Origin of the sequence: Planomonospora sp. ID91781 (genome assembly GCF_015711595.1) — a bacterium.
In the GTDB taxonomy this organism is placed as follows: Bacteria; Actinomycetota; Actinomycetes; order Streptosporangiales; family Streptosporangiaceae; genus Planomonospora; species Planomonospora parontospora.
Map to the genome: position 1 here is coordinate 2,040,696 of NZ_JABTEY010000001.1, position 16,525 is coordinate 2,057,220.

Here is a 16,525-nt window from a genome sequence, read left to right on the forward strand (position 1 = left end):
GTGCCGTTCCGCGGGCGGTCGTGCCGTCGGCCGGCGGTCCGGCAGGCGGACGACGGGCGGCGGTCAGCCCGCCGCGGCCCGCATCTCCAGCATGCGGCGGATCTCCGCGCCCTGGGTCACGGACACCTCGTTGGCGAGTTCCTCGATCTTGATGTGCGACCCGGCGCCCAGGACCTGCTCGGACATCGTGATCGCGCCGCGGTGGTGGGCGATCATGAGGTCGAGGAAGAGCCGGTCGAAGTCCTCGCCGGAGGCGGCCTTCAGCGACTCCAACTGCTCCGGGGCGGCCATCCCCGGCATGCCTTCGTGGCCGGCGTGGTGGTCCGGGACCCGCTGGCCCTGCTGCTGGAGCCAGGAGGTCATGAACTGGATCTCCGGTCCCTGGGAGTCCGCGATGCGCGAGGCCAGGCCCTTCAGCGGGACGGACCGGGCGCGGGCGGGGGCCAGGTCCGCCATGTCGAGGGCCTGCCGGTGATGGACGATCATGTCCTGGACGTACTTCACGTCCGCCGCGTTGGCGGTGGGCGTCGGCACGAGGGTGGCGGCCTCGGCCGGGCCGACGGTCCTGGCGTCCTCTCCGGGCCTGCCCGGCACGATGATCGGCACGGTCGGTCCGGAGGCCCGCGGGGGCGGCTCGGACCCGGCACTGCAGGCGGTGAGGGAGAGGGCGGCGGCCAGGAGGAGGAGGGCGGCGCGCACCCGTTCTCCTTTCGGGGAGGGACTCGTGCCGGAAAACACTAATACCGCCCTATCTCCGGAGTAAAGGGATCAGGTCGGAAGTATCTACTGACACTATGACACCTTGTCGGGCTGGTTGTTCGGGATGAACGATTCAGTCATTTATGCGCCTCCTACGGAGCGCATGACAAGGAGGTTCGCGAGTGTTCACCCCGCACGGAAGACGCCTCACCAGGCGCCTCCTGATCGCAGCCGGTGTCGCGGCGCTGACGGCGCTGTCCACCGTTCCCGCCCAGGCGGCGGACATCCCGGCTCCAGGCGAGATCGTCAAGAGCGCCAACATCGAGCACGTCCGCAACGTGCCCAGGCCCGCCGAACTGACGGACATCCACACCGACATGGCCTTCCAGGGCGACTACGCCTACGTCGGCAACTACAGCGGCTTCTCCATCTACGACATCCGCCGGCCCAACAGGACGACCCCGGTCAGCTCGCTCGTCTGCCCCGGCGGCCAGATGGACGTCTCGGTCTACGGGAACCTGCTCTTCGGCGCGGTCGACTCCTCCCGCAGCGACGACTCCTGTCAGAGCACCGCGCAGCCCGCGTCGAACAAGGACTCCTGGGAGGGCGTCCGCATCTTCGACATCAGTGACAAGAAGAACCCCAAGTACATCAAGTCGGTCGAGACCAACTGCGGTTCGCACACCCTGACCCTGGTGCCGGGCAAGGGCCGCGACCGGCGGAACGTCTACGTCTACGTCTCCTCCTACAACCCGTCGGCGACCTTCCCCGACTGCCAGCCGCCGCACGACCTGATCTCGATCATCAAGGTGCCGCTGCGCAACCCCACCGCGGCGGCCGTCGTCGCGACGCCGAACCTTTTCCCCGACGGCGGCAACCCCGGTGACGGCCTGCCGTACCCCGAGCGCACGTCGGCCACCAGCGGCTGCCACGACATCACGGCCTACCCGGAGAAGAACATCGCCGCCGGCGCCTGCATGGGCGAGGGCATCCTGATGGACATCTCCGACCCGGTCAGCCCCAAGGTCACCGCGACCGTCCGGGACGACGAGAACTTCGCCTTCTGGCACTCGGCGACGTTCAACAACGAGGGCACCAAGGTCGTCTTCACCGACGAGCTCGGCGGCGGCACCCAGGCCACCTGCAACGAGGCCATCGGCCCCAACCGCGGAGCCAACGCCTACTTCGACATCGTCGACGGGCAGCTCGTCTTCAAGAGCTACTTCAAGATCGCCCGCCACCAGGCGGACACCGAGAACTGCGTCGCCCACAACGGCTCGCTGATCCCGGTCAAGGGCAAGGACATCATGGTCCAGGCCTGGTACCAGGGCGGCATCTCGGTCGTGGACTTCACCGACTCGGCCAGCCCGAAGGAGATCGCCTACTTCGAGCGCGGTCCCGACACCACCGCCCCCGCGCTGAGCGGCGGCCACTGGTCGGCGTACTACTACAACGGCTACATCTACGGCAGCGACTTCAACCTCGGACTCGACATCCTGAAGATCAACGACCCGCGCACGAGGTCGGCCCAGGGCGTCAGATTCGACATCCTGAACGCCCAGACCCAGGCGTCCTACCGCGAGCGGGGCCACGGCCACCACTGATCGCGGGCATCACCACGACCCGACGACCCCGAGGGGGCGGCGCGGAACTCCCGCCGCCCCCTCGGCGCGTCCCGGAACGCCGGAGGGCGGCCGGGACGGGGCGTCCGGGGGCCGTCAGGAGGGGAGGGCGAAACCGCCGGCCGAAGCCCCGGACCCGGACCCGGACGCGGAGCCGGGGCGGGCGGCGGAGGCCGGAGCGGGAGCGGGAGGGGGAGCCTGCACCGGCGGGGCGGCGGTACCGGGCGGCGCGTGGGTCGCGGGGACCGCGGCACCCGGCGGAGCGTACGGCGCGGCGGTGTGGAGTGGTGCGGGCGCGTAGACCGCCGCGGCGTAGCGCGGCACCCCCTGCCCGGCCGCGGCCCGCCGGGCCTCCGCCCGCAGCGTCAGCCGCTCCAGGTGGCGGCGGCGCCGTTCGGCCAGGACCGCCGAGACGTAGACGTGCGGCGGCACGCCGGGCGGCGGGGGCGGGGAGACGAAGGCCGCCGTCCGGGCCGCGATCCGCGCGCCCATCTCCTGCTGGACGGCGGGGGAGAGGTCGTCCCTGCGCGAGAGGTACTGCCGGGCGGTGTGGATCAGGTCGTCCGGGAGCTGGGACAGCTCCACCGTCGCCGCCCAGCCGGCCAGCTGGGGCGGCATCTCCGGAGGCGCGGCCGGGCTCCGCGGGCCGCGCTCGGAGATCACCATCGTCCCGGCGAAGACGTCGCCGAGCCGCTTGCCCCTCGGGGACAGGAGCGAGCAGATGACGGCCGGGCCGCCGGTGAGCAGGTAGAGCTCGACGAAACCCGCCAGCGCCCGGAAGAGCGCCTGGCGGAACAGCTCGGGTCCGCCGTCGTCGCCGACCACCCGCAGCCCGAGGGCGAGCTTGCCGAGACTCCGCCCCCGGGTCAGCGTCTCCACCAGCACGGGGTATCCCACGAACACCAGCACGACGAACAGGATCATGAAGGCCGTCAGCAGCGCCGAGTCGGTGACGCTGGCGGTGTTGGCGACGAGCAGGAAGACCGAGACCACCGCCGCGGCCTGCACGGCCAGGTCGATCAGGAAGGCGGCCGCCCGGATCGGCAGCTGCGCGGTCGAGACGTCGAGGACGACGGCGTCACCGGTCACCAGATCGGACATGCCCCGACCCTACCGCCCGCCGTACCGTGCGGTTCTGCCGCGTGGCGGTGTCCCGGCCGGGGCGAATAGGCTCTTTTCCTGTGGACATCGATGCCTTCGTCACCGTGCACCGGCCGACCTGGGACCGCCTGGACCAGCTGGTGCGGCGGCGCAGGTCCCTCCGCGGGGAGGAGGTCGACGAACTGGTCGAGCTCTACGAGCGGGTCTCGACGCACCTGTCCATCGTGCGCTCGTCCTCGCGCGACCCGTTGCTGGTCGGGCGGCTCTCCTCCCTGGTGGCCAGGGCGCGCTCGGCCGTCACCGGGGCGCACGCCCCCCTCTGGCGGGAGTTCGCCAGGTTCTGGACGGTCTCCTTCCCCGTCGTCGCCTACCGCGCCTGGCGTTGGTGGCTGGGGGCCGCGGTCGCCTCGACGGCGGTCGCCGTGGCCTTCGGGGCGTGGGTGGCCGGCAGCCCCGAGGTGCAGGCGGCCGTCGGCACCCCCGAGGAGATCAGGCAGCTCGTCGAGCACGACTTCGCCGACTACTACAGCGCGAACCCCGCCGGGTCCTTCGCCGCGCAGGTGTGGGTGAACAACGCCTGGGTGGCGGCGCAGTGCATCGCCTTCTCCATCCTGCTGGGCCTGCCGATCCTCTACGTCCTGCTGCAGAACGCGCTGAACGTGGGCGTCACGGGCGGCCTGATGGCGGCGGCGGGCAAGAGCGACGTCTTCTTCGGGCTGATCACCCCGCACGGGCTGCTGGAGCTCACCGCGGTCTTCCTGGCGGCGGGGGCGGGCCTGAAACTCGGCTGGACCGCGGTCGACCCCGGCCACCGCCCGCGCGGCCAGGCGCTCGCCGAGCAGGGCCGCGCGATCGTGAGCGTCGCCCTCGGCCTGGTCGCCGTGCTGTTCCTCTCGGGCCTGATCGAGGCCCTGGTAACCCCCTCCCCGCTGCCCACCTGGGCGCGGATCGGCATCGGCGTGCTCGCCGAGGCGGCCTTCCTCGGCTACGTGGTGTACTTCGGTCGCCGCGCCGTACGGCAGGGCGAGACCGGCGACGTCGAGCGCGCCCCGGACGTCGCCCCGGCGGCCTGACACCCCGGAGAACCGGTACGGCCGGCCCCGGGACCGCACCGCGGGTCTGTGCGATCGCCGGAAGGCTGAGGCGGCGCGGTCGCCCGAGCACACGTTTCATCGCAGATTTGATCGCTTTGTGTGATTGATATGTCACAATCAGTCGCGTGCCATCTCCCCGACACGACTCACTCATCAACCTGTTCCGCGACCGCCCCGAACTGGCCGTGGAAATCCTGCGCGACCTGCTGGGACAGGACCTGCCCGCCACTCCGCTGGTCCGGCTGGAGAACACCACCTTCAACACCCGGCCCTCCGACGACATCGAAGCCGACCTGGTCATCGTCCTGGGGCCGCCGACCGCCCCCGCACACGCGATCATCGTCGAGATCCAGCAGGACACCTCCAAGGACCCCCGGCAGCTCGCCCGCTACGCCGCCGCGCTCTGGCTGCTGCTGCGCTGCGCGGTCACCGTCATGGTCGTCTGCCCCGACGCCAGGACCGCCGACTACTACGCCCGGCCGATCGACTCCGGCCTGCCCGGCTACCGGCTGCAGGCCCAGGTGCTGGGACCGGACGGCATCCCCGTCATCACCGACCCGCAGCAGGCCGCGGCCCGGCCGGAGCTGGCGGCGATGGCGGTCATGGTGCACGGCCGCCAGCGCAAGGTCGTCGAGGCGTTCGCCGCGGCGCTCGCGGAACTGCCCGACGATCACGCTCCGAAGTACTATGAACACGCATACAGCATGTCCGCACCCGAGGTGCGGCGCCTCCTGGAGGAGATCATGACGTCCACCACCTGGCCGGTCTACAGCCCCTTCGCCCGCGAGCACTACGGCCGCGGCCTGGAAGAAGGCAAAATCGAGGGCAAGGCGGAAGGCAGAGCCGAGGAGGCGGCCCGGCTGGTGCTGCTGGTGCTGGACACCCGCGGATTGCAGGTGCCGGACGACGCCCGCGCCCGGATCACCGCCTGCACCGACCTCGCTCGGCTGGAGTCCTGGGCGACCCGCGCGGTGACCGTCCGGTCCGTGCACGACCTGTTCGGTGAGACGGACGAAGCGGACCACTGACGAGAACGGTCTCCGGCCCGGCCGAGGTGACCCGCCGCGTGGAGATGCCCCGACTGCGGATCTCCACCGTCGGAGGCGGCGACTCCGTGCCCACCCTGGCCCTGCTGACCCGTCTCGCCGGTGCTCTGGACGCCTCCCTGACCGTCCGGCTGGACGACGACTCGACCTTCGTCTTCACCCCGCATCACCGTCCGCACCCGGACGAGGCATCCGAGGACGGCCGCTCTTCGGCGGCCTGACCCGGACACCCGCTCAGAGCCGTCCTGCGGCCTTCAGGGCCAGGTAGGCGTCGGCGAGGGCGGGGGCGAGGTGCTCGGGGGCGGCGTCGACGACCTCGACGCCGTGCCGCCGGAGCCGTGCGGTCATCCGCCGCCGTCCGTTCCGCAGGTGCTCGGCCGCGGCGGCGTCGTAGACCTGCTCCAGGGTGTCGCGGCCCCGGGCCATGGCGGCGACCCGAGGGTCGGAGACGGCGGCGAGCAGGACCTGGTGGCGGGCGGCCAGCTGGGGCAGGACCGGGAGCAGTCCCTCCTCCAGCGCGGCCGGGTTGAGGTCGGTGAGCAGCACGACCAGGCAGCGGTGCCGGGCCCGGGCCAGGATCGCCGCGACCATGCCCTCGGAGTCGGCCTCGACCAGCTCCGCCTCCAGCGGCGCCATGGCGTTCACCAGGACCGACATCAGCTCGGTGCGGGACGCGCCGGGCACCCAGGCGCGGACGGTCCGGTCGTGGGCGAGGAAGTCCACCCGGTCGCCCGCCCGGGCCGCGAGCGCGGCGAGCAGCAGCGCGGCGTCCATCGACCAGTCGAGCCGGGGCCAGCCGGAGGGGTCGCCGGAGGCCGGGTCGACGCCGACGCGTCCGGCGGAGGTGCGGCTGGTGTCGAGCACGATCAGCACCCGCCGGTCCCGTTCCGGACGCCAGGTCCGCACCACGACGTCGCTGCGCCTGGCGGTCGCCCGCCAGTCGATGGAACGCACGTCGTCGCCCGGGACGTACTCCCGCAGGGAGTCGAACTCGGTGCCCTGCCCGCGGATCGAGACGGGGTTGCGGCCTTCGAGCTCGCGCAGGCGGGAGAGCTTGGCGGGCAGGTGGCGGCGGCTGAGGAAGGGCGGCAGCACCCGCACCGTCCACGGTACGGCGTGCGATCCCTGCCGGGCGGCCAGGCCCAGCGGCCCGACCGACCGTACGGTGACCACGGCGGAGTCGCGGTCGCCCCGCCGCAGCGGCGTCAGCGTGACGGCCACCCGGCGGCGCTCCCCGGCCGGGACGTCCAGGGCCTGCTCCCTCGGCCGGGCGCCGGCGCTGGGCGCCCAGGCGTCCCTGATGAGGCCGCGCACCCGGCGGGTGCCCGGGTTGGTCACGGTTAGCGTCACCCGGGCGGAGTCGCCGAGCCGTACCCTGTGCTCCCCCGAGCGCTCCAGCCGCAGTGGGCGGACGCTCCCGGCGAGCAGCAGGTCCACCGTGACGAGCGCGGCCAGCACCAGCAGCAGCCCGGCCGCGGCGGCCTCCGGCCGGGGGGCGAACAGCACCACGAGCGCGCTGAGGGCGGCGAGCAGCCCCGTGCGTCCGGTGAGCGCCATCAGCGAGGTACGGGGACGGAGGCGAGGATGCCGTCGAGCACGCCGTCGGGGGTGGCGCCCTCGAGCTCGGCCTCGGGCCGCAGCTGGATCCGGTGCCGGAGCGCGGGCAGGGCCAGGGCCTTGATGTCGTCCGGTGTGACGTAACCGCGGCCGGAGAGCCACGCCCACGCCCGCGCCGCGCCCAGCAGCGCGGTCGCCCCGCGCGGGGAGACGCCCATGCGCAGGGCCGGCGACTGCCGGGTGGCGCGGGCGACGTCCACCGCGTAGCCGAGGACCTCCGGACCGACGTGCACCCGGGCGACCGCCGCGCGGCCCACCGCCAGGTCCTCGGCCGAGGTCACGGCCTTGACGTGGGACAGGTCCCGGGGGTCGAACCCGAGGGCGTGCCGCTCCAGCACCGCGATCTCCTGCTCGCGGGCCGGGAGCGGGACGGTGAGCTTCAGCAGGAACCGGTCGAGCTGGGCCTCGGGCAGCTGGTAGGTGCCCTCGTACTCGATCGGGTTCTGCGTGGCGGCCACGATGAACGGGTCGGGCAGCCTGCGGGCCTCGCCCTCGACGCTCACCTGCCGCTCCTCCATGGCCTCCAGCAGGGCGGCCTGGGTCTTGGGCGGGGTGCGGTTGATCTCGTCGGCGAGCAGCAGGTTGGTGAAGACCGGCCCCTCGCGGAACTCGAACTCCGAGGTCTTCGCGTCGTAGACCAGCGAGCCCGTCACGTCGCCCGGCATCAGGTCCGGGGTGAACTGCACGCGCTTGAAGTCCAGGGAGAGCGCGGCGGCCATCGTCCGCACCAGCAGGGTCTTGGCGACGCCGGGGACGCCTTCGAGCAGCACGTGGCCCCGGCAGAGCAGGGCGATCACCAGCCCGGAGACCACGGCGTCCTGGCCGACCACGGCCTTGGCGACCTCGGCGCGCAGCGCGCCCAGCGAGGCGCGGGCGGCCCGGCTCTCCTCGCTCTCGGCGGGCACGGGGGCGACCGGCCGCGGGTCCGCCGCCGGCGGAGGCCCGGCCACCGGGGGACCGGCGGGCGGGGGCGCGGCCGCCGGGGGACCGGTCGGAGGGGGCGCGGACGGGGGGCCCATCGGCTGGGTGGCGTCCGCCGGGGGGCCCGCCGGAGGCGCGGCGTCCGCCGGAGGCCAGACCGGCCGCTCGTCGGACGGCCGCCGCGGGGAGTCGGGCGTGGTCACGGGTTCCCCTCCCCGGAGGTGCTGTGCTCGCTCACGCGTTAGATACCTGCCTTTCCAGGATGTCCAGGTGCCGGGCCAGGGCCATGAGACCGGCGTCGTCGGCGGGCGGCGCGCCGTACAGGACGGCGCCCGCCTGCTGGGCATTCTGCCCGGTCCGCACGGCGAGGGCGGCCACCACCTCGGCGGGGGTGGCGTCGGCGGTCAGTCCGAGGCGGGGGACGATGCGGTCCAGGGCCGCGGCCCGCAGCGCCGCCGCCGCCCGGTCGCGCGTCCCGCGGGACCGGTAGAGGCGTCCCCGCCCCTCCACGGTCTCGGCCGCGCGCACCACGACCGGCAGCCGCTCGGTGACGACCGGGCCGAGCCGGCGGGCCCGCCAGAGCGCGAGCAGACCGATCGCGACCAGGAGCTGGACGGCGGCCCAGGTGACGCCGGGCGGGATCAGGTCCTGCACGGACGCCTTCCCCTCCGCCGCTCCGGCCTGGGGCAGCGAGGGGGCCAGCCAGGTCACGGCGGGCCTGGTGCCGGCCAGGTTCATCGCGAGGGCGGCGTCGCCGTCGTCGGCCAGCCGTTCGTTGGTCATGAACTCGCCGGAGCCGACCACGGTGACGGTCCGGCCTCCGGAGGAGAAGCTCACCAGGGCGCCGCCGTAGCAGCTGCGCGCCCCGGGCGGGGGGTTGTAGGAGACGCCGCCGGTCACGGCGGTGCCCGCCCGCACCGCGGCGGGCAGGTCGCAGTCGGGCGCCCGCGATTCCACGTCCGTCAGCGCACCCGCGCCGACCTCGGGGGCGAGCGCCTGCAGCGCCTGCGTCACCGGCTCGACGAGCAGGCGGTCGCCGGGCAGCGCGGCGAGGTCGCGCAGGAGCGCCTCGTCGGCGAGGAACTGGCTCTGCGCCACCACCAGCAGCGAGTCGGGGCCGGTCAGCTCGCGGGCCTCCTCGACGGTGCCCGCGGGCCGCACGTCGACGCCCTGGTCGCGCAGGAGCTGGGCGAGGGCGTGCGCGCCCCGCGGGGTCGTCGACTCAGCGCTGAGGTAGCCGCCGGTGCCCGGCCGGGTGACCAGCGCGGTCACCAGGGCGAACGCGGCCAGGAGCGCCAGGACGCCCAGCGGTCCGCGCCAGCGCGCCCAGGCGTCGCGCACCCGGGGCGAGGCGGGCGCGCTCGGGGCCCGGTCAGGGGAGGGGGGGACGCCGTCCCCGGGCACGGGCTGCCCGGGGACGGCGACGTCGGCGGTCCCGCGCGAGGAGGCTTCCGGGCCCCCGTGCGGGGAGGCTTCCGGGGCCCTGTGCGGGGAGGTTTCCGGGGTCCCGTGCGGGGAGGCGGGGGTGCCGGCGGTCACGCGGTTCCTCCCGGGTGCCCCGACAGCACCGGCCTGGCGGTGCGGAGCCGGTCGTCCAGGTCGGCCAGGCGCCCGTAGCCCTCGGCGGTGCCGGGCAGGTCGCCGTAGGTGACGTCGTCGAAGAGCCGGGCGGCCGCCGCCAGCTCACCGGCGAAGCCGGGCAGCGCCCGGCCCGCCTCGGCGGCCAGCTCGTCCGCGGTGCGGCCGGGCAGTTCCTCGACGACGGCCCGCTCCTCCAGGTCGCGGGCGACGGCCCGCAGGCGCTCCCTGATCGCCTCCGCCCACCGCTGCCCGGCCGCGTGCCGCTCGGCCTCCGCCCGGTGCTCGGCGGCCGGGCGGGCCGCCGCCTCGAACAGTTCGCCCCGGCGGACGGTCCGGGCGCGGGTCGCCCGGCGCGCCATCGACAGGACGGGGAGGGCGACGAGCAGGATGACGAAGGCCAGCAGGAGGATCGAGAACCATCCGCCGGGCAGCCCGGAGGCGGCGTCGAGGAGGTCCTCCAGCCAGTCCCGGACGGCGCCGGAGATCCGCTCCCACCAGGACTCCCTCGGGTAGATCGGCCTGGCCAGCTCGCGGACGGCGGCCTCCCTGGCGGCGTCGCGGGCGATGTCGACCGGGACGCCGTCGGTCAGCGGGACGACGGGCGGAACGGTCACCGCGGCCATGCTCCGGGGTCCTGGGGCGGGTGGCCGTAGCCCTGCCCGGGGTCCTGGGGCGGGTAGCCGCCCCCGTAGCCCTGCTCGGGCCCGCCGTAGCCCTGTGCGGGACCCTGGGGCGGGGCTCCGTGACCGGGGTGGCCGTACGCCTGCGGGGCTCCGTAGCCGTGGGCCTGGTGGCTCGCGGCGTGGGACGGGTGCCACAGGTCCTCGGGGGACGTGCCGAGGCCCCGCCCGCGGTCCGTGGCGGCGGTCTGCAGCACCAGGTCGAACGCCTCGCCGCGCATCCTGCGGTCGGCGTAGAGCAGGGCGGTGACGGCGGCGGAGAAGGGGTAGGTGATCGTCGAGGCGATGATGCCGCCCAGCCCGGTCAGCGTGAGGCCGGCGATCCCCGTGGGGAGCCCGGTGAGGGGGTCGGCGGGGCTGATCGCCTCGCCGGCGAAGCTGAACGGCAGGCCCATGACCATGCCGACCAGCCCGGTGACGATCGCGGTCAGCAGGAGGATGCCGAAGACCCGCCAGAAGTCGCCCTTGACGAGGTGGAACGAGCGGCCGATCGCGGCGCCCACCCCGGCCCGCTCCAGCACGACCACCGGTCCGGCCAGGCTGAGCTTGGTGTAGAGGAACGCCGCCACGACGACGGCCCCCAGCAGGCAGGCGATGAAGAGCAGGATGGCGAGCCAGGCGGGCCCGTTCGCCGCGATGAGGACGGCGAGCAGGACGTTGCCGACGAGGAAGATCGCGATGAAGGCGCCGTAGACCATCACGGCCGACAGGACGGCCAGACCCAGCAGGGGGAGCACCCGGCCGCGGGTGAGCCGCCAGGCCTCCCCGATCGAGATGTGCTCGCCGAACACCGCGCGCCCCAGCACGCTGGTCAGCATGCCGCTCAGTAGCACGGTCCCCAGCATCTGGATGACGAGGGTGACGAAGACGAGGGCGAACACGCCCGCGATGGCGCCGCCCATCACGGCGAGCACCTGGTCGGGGTCACCTGACCGGCCCTGCGAGGTGATCATTTCGGTGAGCGTGACCGCCAGGGAGCCGAGGACGACCACCGTGATGATCAGAGAGATGACCTGCAGGGCGACGGCCACCGCGGCCGAGAGCCCGAGGGTCGCCTTGGGGTTGTCGCGGATGAACTGGACCGCGCCGTTGTAGATGTCGCCGAGGGTCAGCGGCCGCAGCGGGATGACGCCGGGCTTGAGCGCGGGCGGGGTCCCGTAGCCGTAGGGCCCGGGCGCCGCGCCGTACGCCTGCTGTCCGTACGGTGCTCCGCCGTACGCCTGCTGCCCGTACGGCTGCCCGCCGTAGGGCTGGCCGGCGGGCGGGGGCTGGCCGTACGGCTGTCCGCCCGGGGGCGGGGGCTGCCGGCCGTACGGGCCCTGCTGGGGCGGGGGTCCGGGGGGAGGGGGCGTCCCGCCGGCGCCGGGCGCGGCCCACGGCGCCGGGCCCTGCCCGCCGTACGGCGGCGGCTGGTTGGACGCCCAGCCGGATGGCGTGTCGGGACTGGAGCCGTGACCGTCTGACATATCCCAATCCTGGCATGTCGGCTACCGCATCGGGCCGTTCGGGGGATCCCGCCGTGTTTTCCCGGGCGGGACCCGGCGGGAGATGCCGGAGGGATGGCAGAGACGCCGTCGTCTGCCGCAGACTGGGAAGGAGGCCGTCCCCGTCCCCCGGCGCCCGCAGTCGCCGGGGCGGAGGCGGCCGACGGGGTGGGGGATCGCCGTGTGTTCCACGTGGCGATACGCCTAAGATTCAGCACCCGGGCGGCCGAATGGTGGATCGTGTCATCTGGTGGCCGGACAAGGGTAACCTTCAGTAATCGTGTGGTTTGCCATAGATACTCCCTAACTGCGTAAAACGAATGAGGGGCCATGAAAGGACGCGTGCTGGTCGTCGACGACGACGCCGCTCTCGCCGAGATGCTCGGCATCGTGCTGCGCGGAGAGGGGTTCGAACCTTCCTTCGTCTCCGACGGGGACAAGGCGCTCGACGCGTTCCGCGACACCCGGCCGGACCTGGTGCTGCTGGACCTGATGCTGCCCGGCGCCGACGGCATCGACGTGTGCCGCAGGATCCGCGCGGAGTCCGGCGTCCCGATCGTCATGCTGACGGCCAAGAGCGACACCATCGACGTGGTGCTGGGCCTGGAGTCCGGCGCCGACGACTACATCGTCAAGCCGTTCAAGCCCAAGGAGCTGGTGGCCCGGGTCCGCGCGCGGCTGCGCCGCACGGACGAGCCGACGCCCGAGATCCTGCAGATCGGCGACATCACCATCGACGTGGCCGGCCACTCCGTCAAGCGGGAGGAGGAGACCATCAACCTCACCCCGCTGGAGTTCGACCTGCTGGTCGCGCTCGCCCGCAAGCCGCGCCAGGTCTTCACCCGCGAGGTCCTGCTGGAGCAGGTCTGGGGCTACCGGCACGCGGCCGACACCCGCCTGGTCAACGTGCACGTCCAGCGGCTCCGCGCCAAGATCGAGAAGGACCCGGAGCACCCGGAGATCGTGGTGACGGTCCGCGGCGTGGGCTACAAGGCCGGACCCGCCTGACGAGCCCCCCGGCTCCTCACCGCTCCCCTCGGAATCCGACATGGTCCCCGCGAAGAAGCACCGCCGTACCCCGCGCCAGCTGGTGCGGGGGGTCCGGCGGCGCACCCGCCGCGCCGCCGGCCGGCTGCGCCGGGTCTTCTGGCGCTCCCTGCAGCTGCGCGTGGTCACCAGCACCATGGTCATCTCCATCGTGGTGGTCGCGGTGCTGGGCGTCTTCCTCATGCAGCAGATCCAGCAGTCGGTGCTGGAGTCGCGGGTGCGGGCCGCGATCAGCGAGGCGCAGGCCGACCGCAACGCGGTCCTCGGCTTCCTGACCCAGCCGGAGAACGACACCTCCGAGCGCCCCGCCGACCAGGGGGAGGCGCCGCAGGGCGGAGGGGACAGCCCGCTCAGCCGGGCCACCCAGGCGCTGGCCGAGCGGGCGGGCTCGGCGAGCCGCTACTCGGTGATCATCCGCAACGAGAACCTGCCGGGGGAGTTCTTCGGGACCACCAACATCGACCCGCGGAGCGTGCCCGACCGGCTCCGCGCCGAGGTGAAGAAGAACGAGCCGGGCCGGAACGCCCCCTGGTTCCTCCCGCTGTACTACGAGGGCAGGGCCGACGCGGTCCCCGGAGTGGTGATCGGCACGCGCCTGGACACCATCGGCGCGCCGCGGCTCGACGGCGGTTACGAGATCTACCACCTGGTCCCGCTGGACCGCGAGGAGAAGATGCTGGGGTCGCTCCAGCAGATGCTCATCGTGGTCGGATCCGGGCTGGTGCTGCTGCTCGCCGCGATCGCCTCGCTGGTCACCCGGCAGGTGGTCATCCCGGTACGGCTCGCGCGGCAGGCCGCCGAGCGCCTGGCCTCCGGGAAGCTGGACGAGCGGCTCAAGGTGCGGGGCGAGGACGACCTCGCCCGCCTGGGCACCTCGTTCAACGAGATGGCGGCCAACCTGGCGCTCAAGATCCATCAGCTGGAGGAGCTCTCCCAGGTCCAGCGGCAGTTCGTCTCCGACGTCTCGCACGAGCTGCGCACCCCGCTCACCACCGTGCGGATGGCCGCCGACCTGCTCTACGACGCCCGCGAGGACTTCGACCCGATGGCCGCCCGCTCGGCGGAGCTGATGCAGAACCAGCTGGAGCGGTTCGAGTCGATGCTGGCCGACCTGCTGGAGATCAGCCGCTACGACGCGGGGGCCGCGACGCTCGACGTCGACTCGGTCGACGTGCGCGACGTGGTGCTGCGCGCCGTCGCCGACTCCGAGGCCCTGGCCGAGCGCCACTCCACCCGCTTCGACCTGCGCCTGCCCGGTGAGCCGTGCATGGCCGAGATGGACAGCCGGCGGGTCGAGCGCATCCTGCGCAACCTGCTGTTCAACGCGATCGAGCACGGCGAGGGCAGGGACGTCGTCGTCTCGGTCGGGGCCGACCGGGACGCGGTCGCGGTGGCGGTGCGGGACTACGGGGTGGGCCTGAAGCCGGGCGAGGAGACCATGGTCTTCGACCGGTTCTGGCGGGCCGACCCGTCCCGGGCGCGGACCATCGGCGGCACCGGCCTGGGCCTGGCCATCTCCCGCGAGGACGCGATGCTGCACGGCGGCTGGCTCCAGGCGTGGGGCGCGCCGGGCGAGGGGTCGCAGTTCCGGCTCTCGCTGCCCCGGACGGCCGGGGTCCCGCTGCGGGGGTCGCCGCTGCCGCTGGTCCCGCCGGAGGTGGAGATGCGGCGGACGTGGCGCGGACACATGACGCCGGTGCTCTCTCCGGCGGCGGCGGACGGAGGACAGGATGCGGACTAGCCGGATGCGGCGGCGCGCGGGCGCCGTGCTCCTGGCCGCCGCGCTGTCCTGGTCGGCGGCCGCCTGCTCGGTCGTGCCGACCGGCCGGTCCACGGTCGTGGAGGACCGGGACCAGGGCAACCCCCTCGACCCGCCGTACGCCCGGGTGATCGCCATGGAGCCGAACCCCTCCTGGACGCCCGAGCAGGTCGTCACGGGGTTCCGCGCCGCGATGGCGAGCATCGGCGACGTCCGGTACGCGGCCGCCCGCCGGTACCTCACCGACGACTTCGCCGCGCGGTGGAAGCCGGAGACCGGGGTGACGGTCTACCAGCCGGCCCCGTCCGTGACGGCGCCGCTGGCCGAGGGCGCCACGGAGGCCAGGGTCACGCTCAAGGGCGCCGTGACGGCGAGCATCGACCAGGACGGCCAGTACCGGCCGCGGGGCGGCACGCTGGACGAGCTCTTCACCCTCGTCAAGGGGCCCAAGGGCTGGCGGATCAGCGCGGGCCCGGACGGGCTGCTGCTCTCGCAGGCCGACGTCGAGCGGGCCTACGAGCCGGTGGACCTGTACTTCCTGGACACCAAGCGGCAGGGCCTGGTGATCGACCGGGTCCAGATGCCCGTCGACCCGGCCTCGACCCTCGCCAAGACGACGGTCGAGCGGTTGATCAAGGGGCCGAGCGGGTCCCTGCGGGGCGCGGTGGAGACGGCCTTCGACACCGGCACCGGGCTCATCGACGTCACCACGGAGAACAACCGGGTCGTCGTCGACCTGACCGAGGGGGTGCCCGCCGACCGGGCCGCCGCGATGTCCGCCCAGCTGGCGGGGACGCTCTCCAAGCTCGCCGGCGGTTCGAGCTTCGAGGTGCGGGTGAACGGCGAGCCGTACCGCTCCGGCGTCCCGCTGTACATCGACGCCCAGGAGCACCTGAGGTTCGACCGGTGGATGGCGGCGGTGGACGCCGCCCCGTACTACCTGCAGGACGGCGCCCTGCGGGTGCTGGGCAAGGAGAACGTCGGCGGCCCGGTGCCGGGCGGCGCCGGGCGGGAGTACACCGGTTCGCCCGCCGCCGCTCCGGCGATCAGCGGGTCCGCCCCGAGGCACGTGGCGGCGGTGTCCGAGGACGGCAGGCGCATCTCCGTCGCGCCGCTCACCCCCGACGGGCAGTGGGAGCAGTGGACCGTCGGCAACGACCTCGTCCCGCCCTCCTGGGACCGCTACGACTCCATGTGGACGGTGGACCGGACCGGTCCGCAGACCTCGGTGGTGCTGCGCCAGTACGCCGACGACAGGCGGCAGTACCGGGTGGCCGCGCCCGAGCTGGACACGGTCGAGGTCACCGCGCTCAAGGTCGCCCGGGACGGGGTCCGGGTCGCGGTCGCGGTCAAGGACGGCACCGGGGAGAAGGTCATGATCGGCGCGATCGTCGGAGACCGCGCCGACAGCCGCATCGGCAACCTGCAGATCGCGATGGACGGCGACGAGAAGCAGACCATCGAGGACATCGCCTGGAAGGACGGCACGGCCCTCTACGTGCTGACCGGCAAGTCCGAGCTGTTCGAGGCCTCGCTCATCGCCGAGCCGTCGCAGAGCATCCCGTCGCCCCCCGGGATCCGGAGCATCGCCGCCCTGAACAAGAACAACTCGCTGCTGGCCGGGGTCGAGGACGACGACGGCAAGCTGCAGGTCCTCTACTGGGACGGGGACACCTGGGAGCCGCAGGTCAAGGACGAGAAGGGCGCCGCCGTCCTCGGCGGGGACGGCCCCGCCTTCCCCGCCTTCCCCCTGGGGTAGCCCGGGCCCCGCCTTCCCCGCCTTCCCCCTGGGGTAGCCCGGGCCCCGCCTTCCCGGCCTTCCCCCTGGGGTGGCCGGGGCCCCGCGGCACCGCCCGGCCCCCGGTTCTGTCGGT

The 16,525-nt window shown here is 73.7% G+C and carries 14 protein-coding genes; 7 read left to right on the forward strand and 7 right to left on the reverse strand.

The features are described 5' to 3' along the window. Positions 1–63: 63 nt before the first annotated feature. Positions 64–699: a DUF305 domain-containing protein gene (locus HS048_RS09435; RefSeq protein ID WP_196466714.1), complete on the reverse strand. Its 636-nt coding sequence runs from the start codon at positions 697–699 to the stop codon at positions 64–66. 182 nt (positions 700–881) lie between these two features. Here HS048_RS09435 and HS048_RS09440 point away from each other — a divergent pair, with 182 nt between their 5' ends. Then, positions 882–2,303 (forward strand): LVIVD repeat-containing protein, encoded by a 1,422-nt coding sequence (locus HS048_RS09440; protein ID WP_196466715.1) that lies wholly within the window; start codon positions 882–884, stop codon positions 2,301–2,303. Between the two features lie 114 nt (positions 2,304–2,417). On the opposite strand, the gene HS048_RS09445 is transcribed toward HS048_RS09440, so the two are convergent. After that, complete coding sequence (locus HS048_RS09445) at positions 2,418–3,422, reverse strand: RDD family protein (RefSeq protein ID WP_196466716.1); 1,005 nt, start codon at positions 3,420–3,422, stop codon at positions 2,418–2,420. Between the two features lie 80 nt (positions 3,423–3,502). Between HS048_RS09445 and HS048_RS09450 the strand changes: the two genes are divergently transcribed. The 3 genes from HS048_RS09450 to HS048_RS09460 all read left to right on the forward strand — a co-directional run bounded on the left by HS048_RS09450 (position 3,503) and on the right by HS048_RS09460 (position 5,783). Then, positions 3,503–4,495: a stage II sporulation protein M gene (locus HS048_RS09450; protein ID WP_196466717.1), complete on the forward strand. Its 993-nt coding sequence runs from the start codon at positions 3,503–3,505 to the stop codon at positions 4,493–4,495. A gap of 146 nt (positions 4,496–4,641) precedes the next feature. Then, a complete protein-coding gene (locus HS048_RS09455) occupies positions 4,642–5,544 on the forward strand; it encodes a hypothetical protein (protein ID WP_307832402.1) in 903 nt (300 codons plus the stop codon). Between the two features lie 38 nt (positions 5,545–5,582). Next, the gene (locus HS048_RS09460) at positions 5,583–5,783 is read left to right on the forward strand and encodes a hypothetical protein (RefSeq protein WP_196466718.1); all 201 of its coding nucleotides are present in this window, start codon (positions 5,583–5,585) and stop codon (positions 5,781–5,783) included. A gap of 13 nt (positions 5,784–5,796) precedes the next feature. Here HS048_RS09460 and HS048_RS09465 read toward each other — a convergent pair whose 3' ends face one another. Genes HS048_RS09465 through HS048_RS09485 form a run of 5 tightly spaced genes read right to left on the reverse strand, consistent with a single transcriptional unit; the run spans position 5,797 to position 11,827 of the window. Then, a complete protein-coding gene (locus HS048_RS09465; RefSeq protein WP_068894570.1) occupies positions 5,797–7,119 on the reverse strand; it encodes a DUF58 domain-containing protein in 1,323 nt (440 codons plus the stop codon). After that, positions 7,119–8,303, reverse strand: coding sequence for a MoxR family ATPase (locus HS048_RS09470; RefSeq protein ID WP_307832403.1), 1,185 nt, complete (start codon positions 8,301–8,303; stop codon positions 7,119–7,121). Before HS048_RS09470 ends, HS048_RS09465 begins: the two co-directional genes overlap by 1 nt. A 31-nt stretch (positions 8,304–8,334) precedes the next feature. Continuing rightward, positions 8,335–9,639, reverse strand: coding sequence for a DUF4350 domain-containing protein (locus HS048_RS09475; protein WP_307832404.1), 1,305 nt, complete (start codon positions 9,637–9,639; stop codon positions 8,335–8,337). Beyond that, complete coding sequence (locus HS048_RS38490) at positions 9,636–10,295, reverse strand: DUF4129 domain-containing protein (protein ID WP_231647163.1); 660 nt, start codon at positions 10,293–10,295, stop codon at positions 9,636–9,638. The genes HS048_RS09475 and HS048_RS38490 overlap by 4 nt, the downstream gene beginning before the upstream one ends. Continuing rightward, entirely contained in the window at positions 10,292–11,827 is a 1,536-nt protein-coding gene (locus tag HS048_RS09485) for a glycerophosphoryl diester phosphodiesterase membrane domain-containing protein (protein WP_196466719.1), read from the reverse strand. Before HS048_RS09485 ends, HS048_RS38490 begins: the two co-directional genes overlap by 4 nt. 348 nt (positions 11,828–12,175) lie before the next feature. Between HS048_RS09485 and mtrA the strand changes: the two genes are divergently transcribed. From mtrA to HS048_RS09500, 3 genes are read left to right on the forward strand one after another with little or no spacing between them, the layout of a single operon-like run. Then, positions 12,176–12,853, forward strand: a complete 678-nt coding sequence (mtrA, locus tag HS048_RS09490) for an MtrAB system response regulator MtrA (protein WP_030907316.1) — start codon at positions 12,176–12,178, stop codon at positions 12,851–12,853. Between the two features lie 40 nt (positions 12,854–12,893). After that, the gene (mtrB, locus tag HS048_RS09495) at positions 12,894–14,633 is read left to right on the forward strand and encodes an MtrAB system histidine kinase MtrB (RefSeq protein WP_191894259.1); all 1,740 of its coding nucleotides are present in this window, start codon (positions 12,894–12,896) and stop codon (positions 14,631–14,633) included. Then, entirely contained in the window at positions 14,623–16,410 is a 1,788-nt protein-coding gene (locus HS048_RS09500) for an LpqB family beta-propeller domain-containing protein (protein ID WP_196466720.1), read from the forward strand. The genes mtrB and HS048_RS09500 overlap by 11 nt, the downstream gene beginning before the upstream one ends. Positions 16,411–16,525 lie beyond the last annotated feature (115 nt).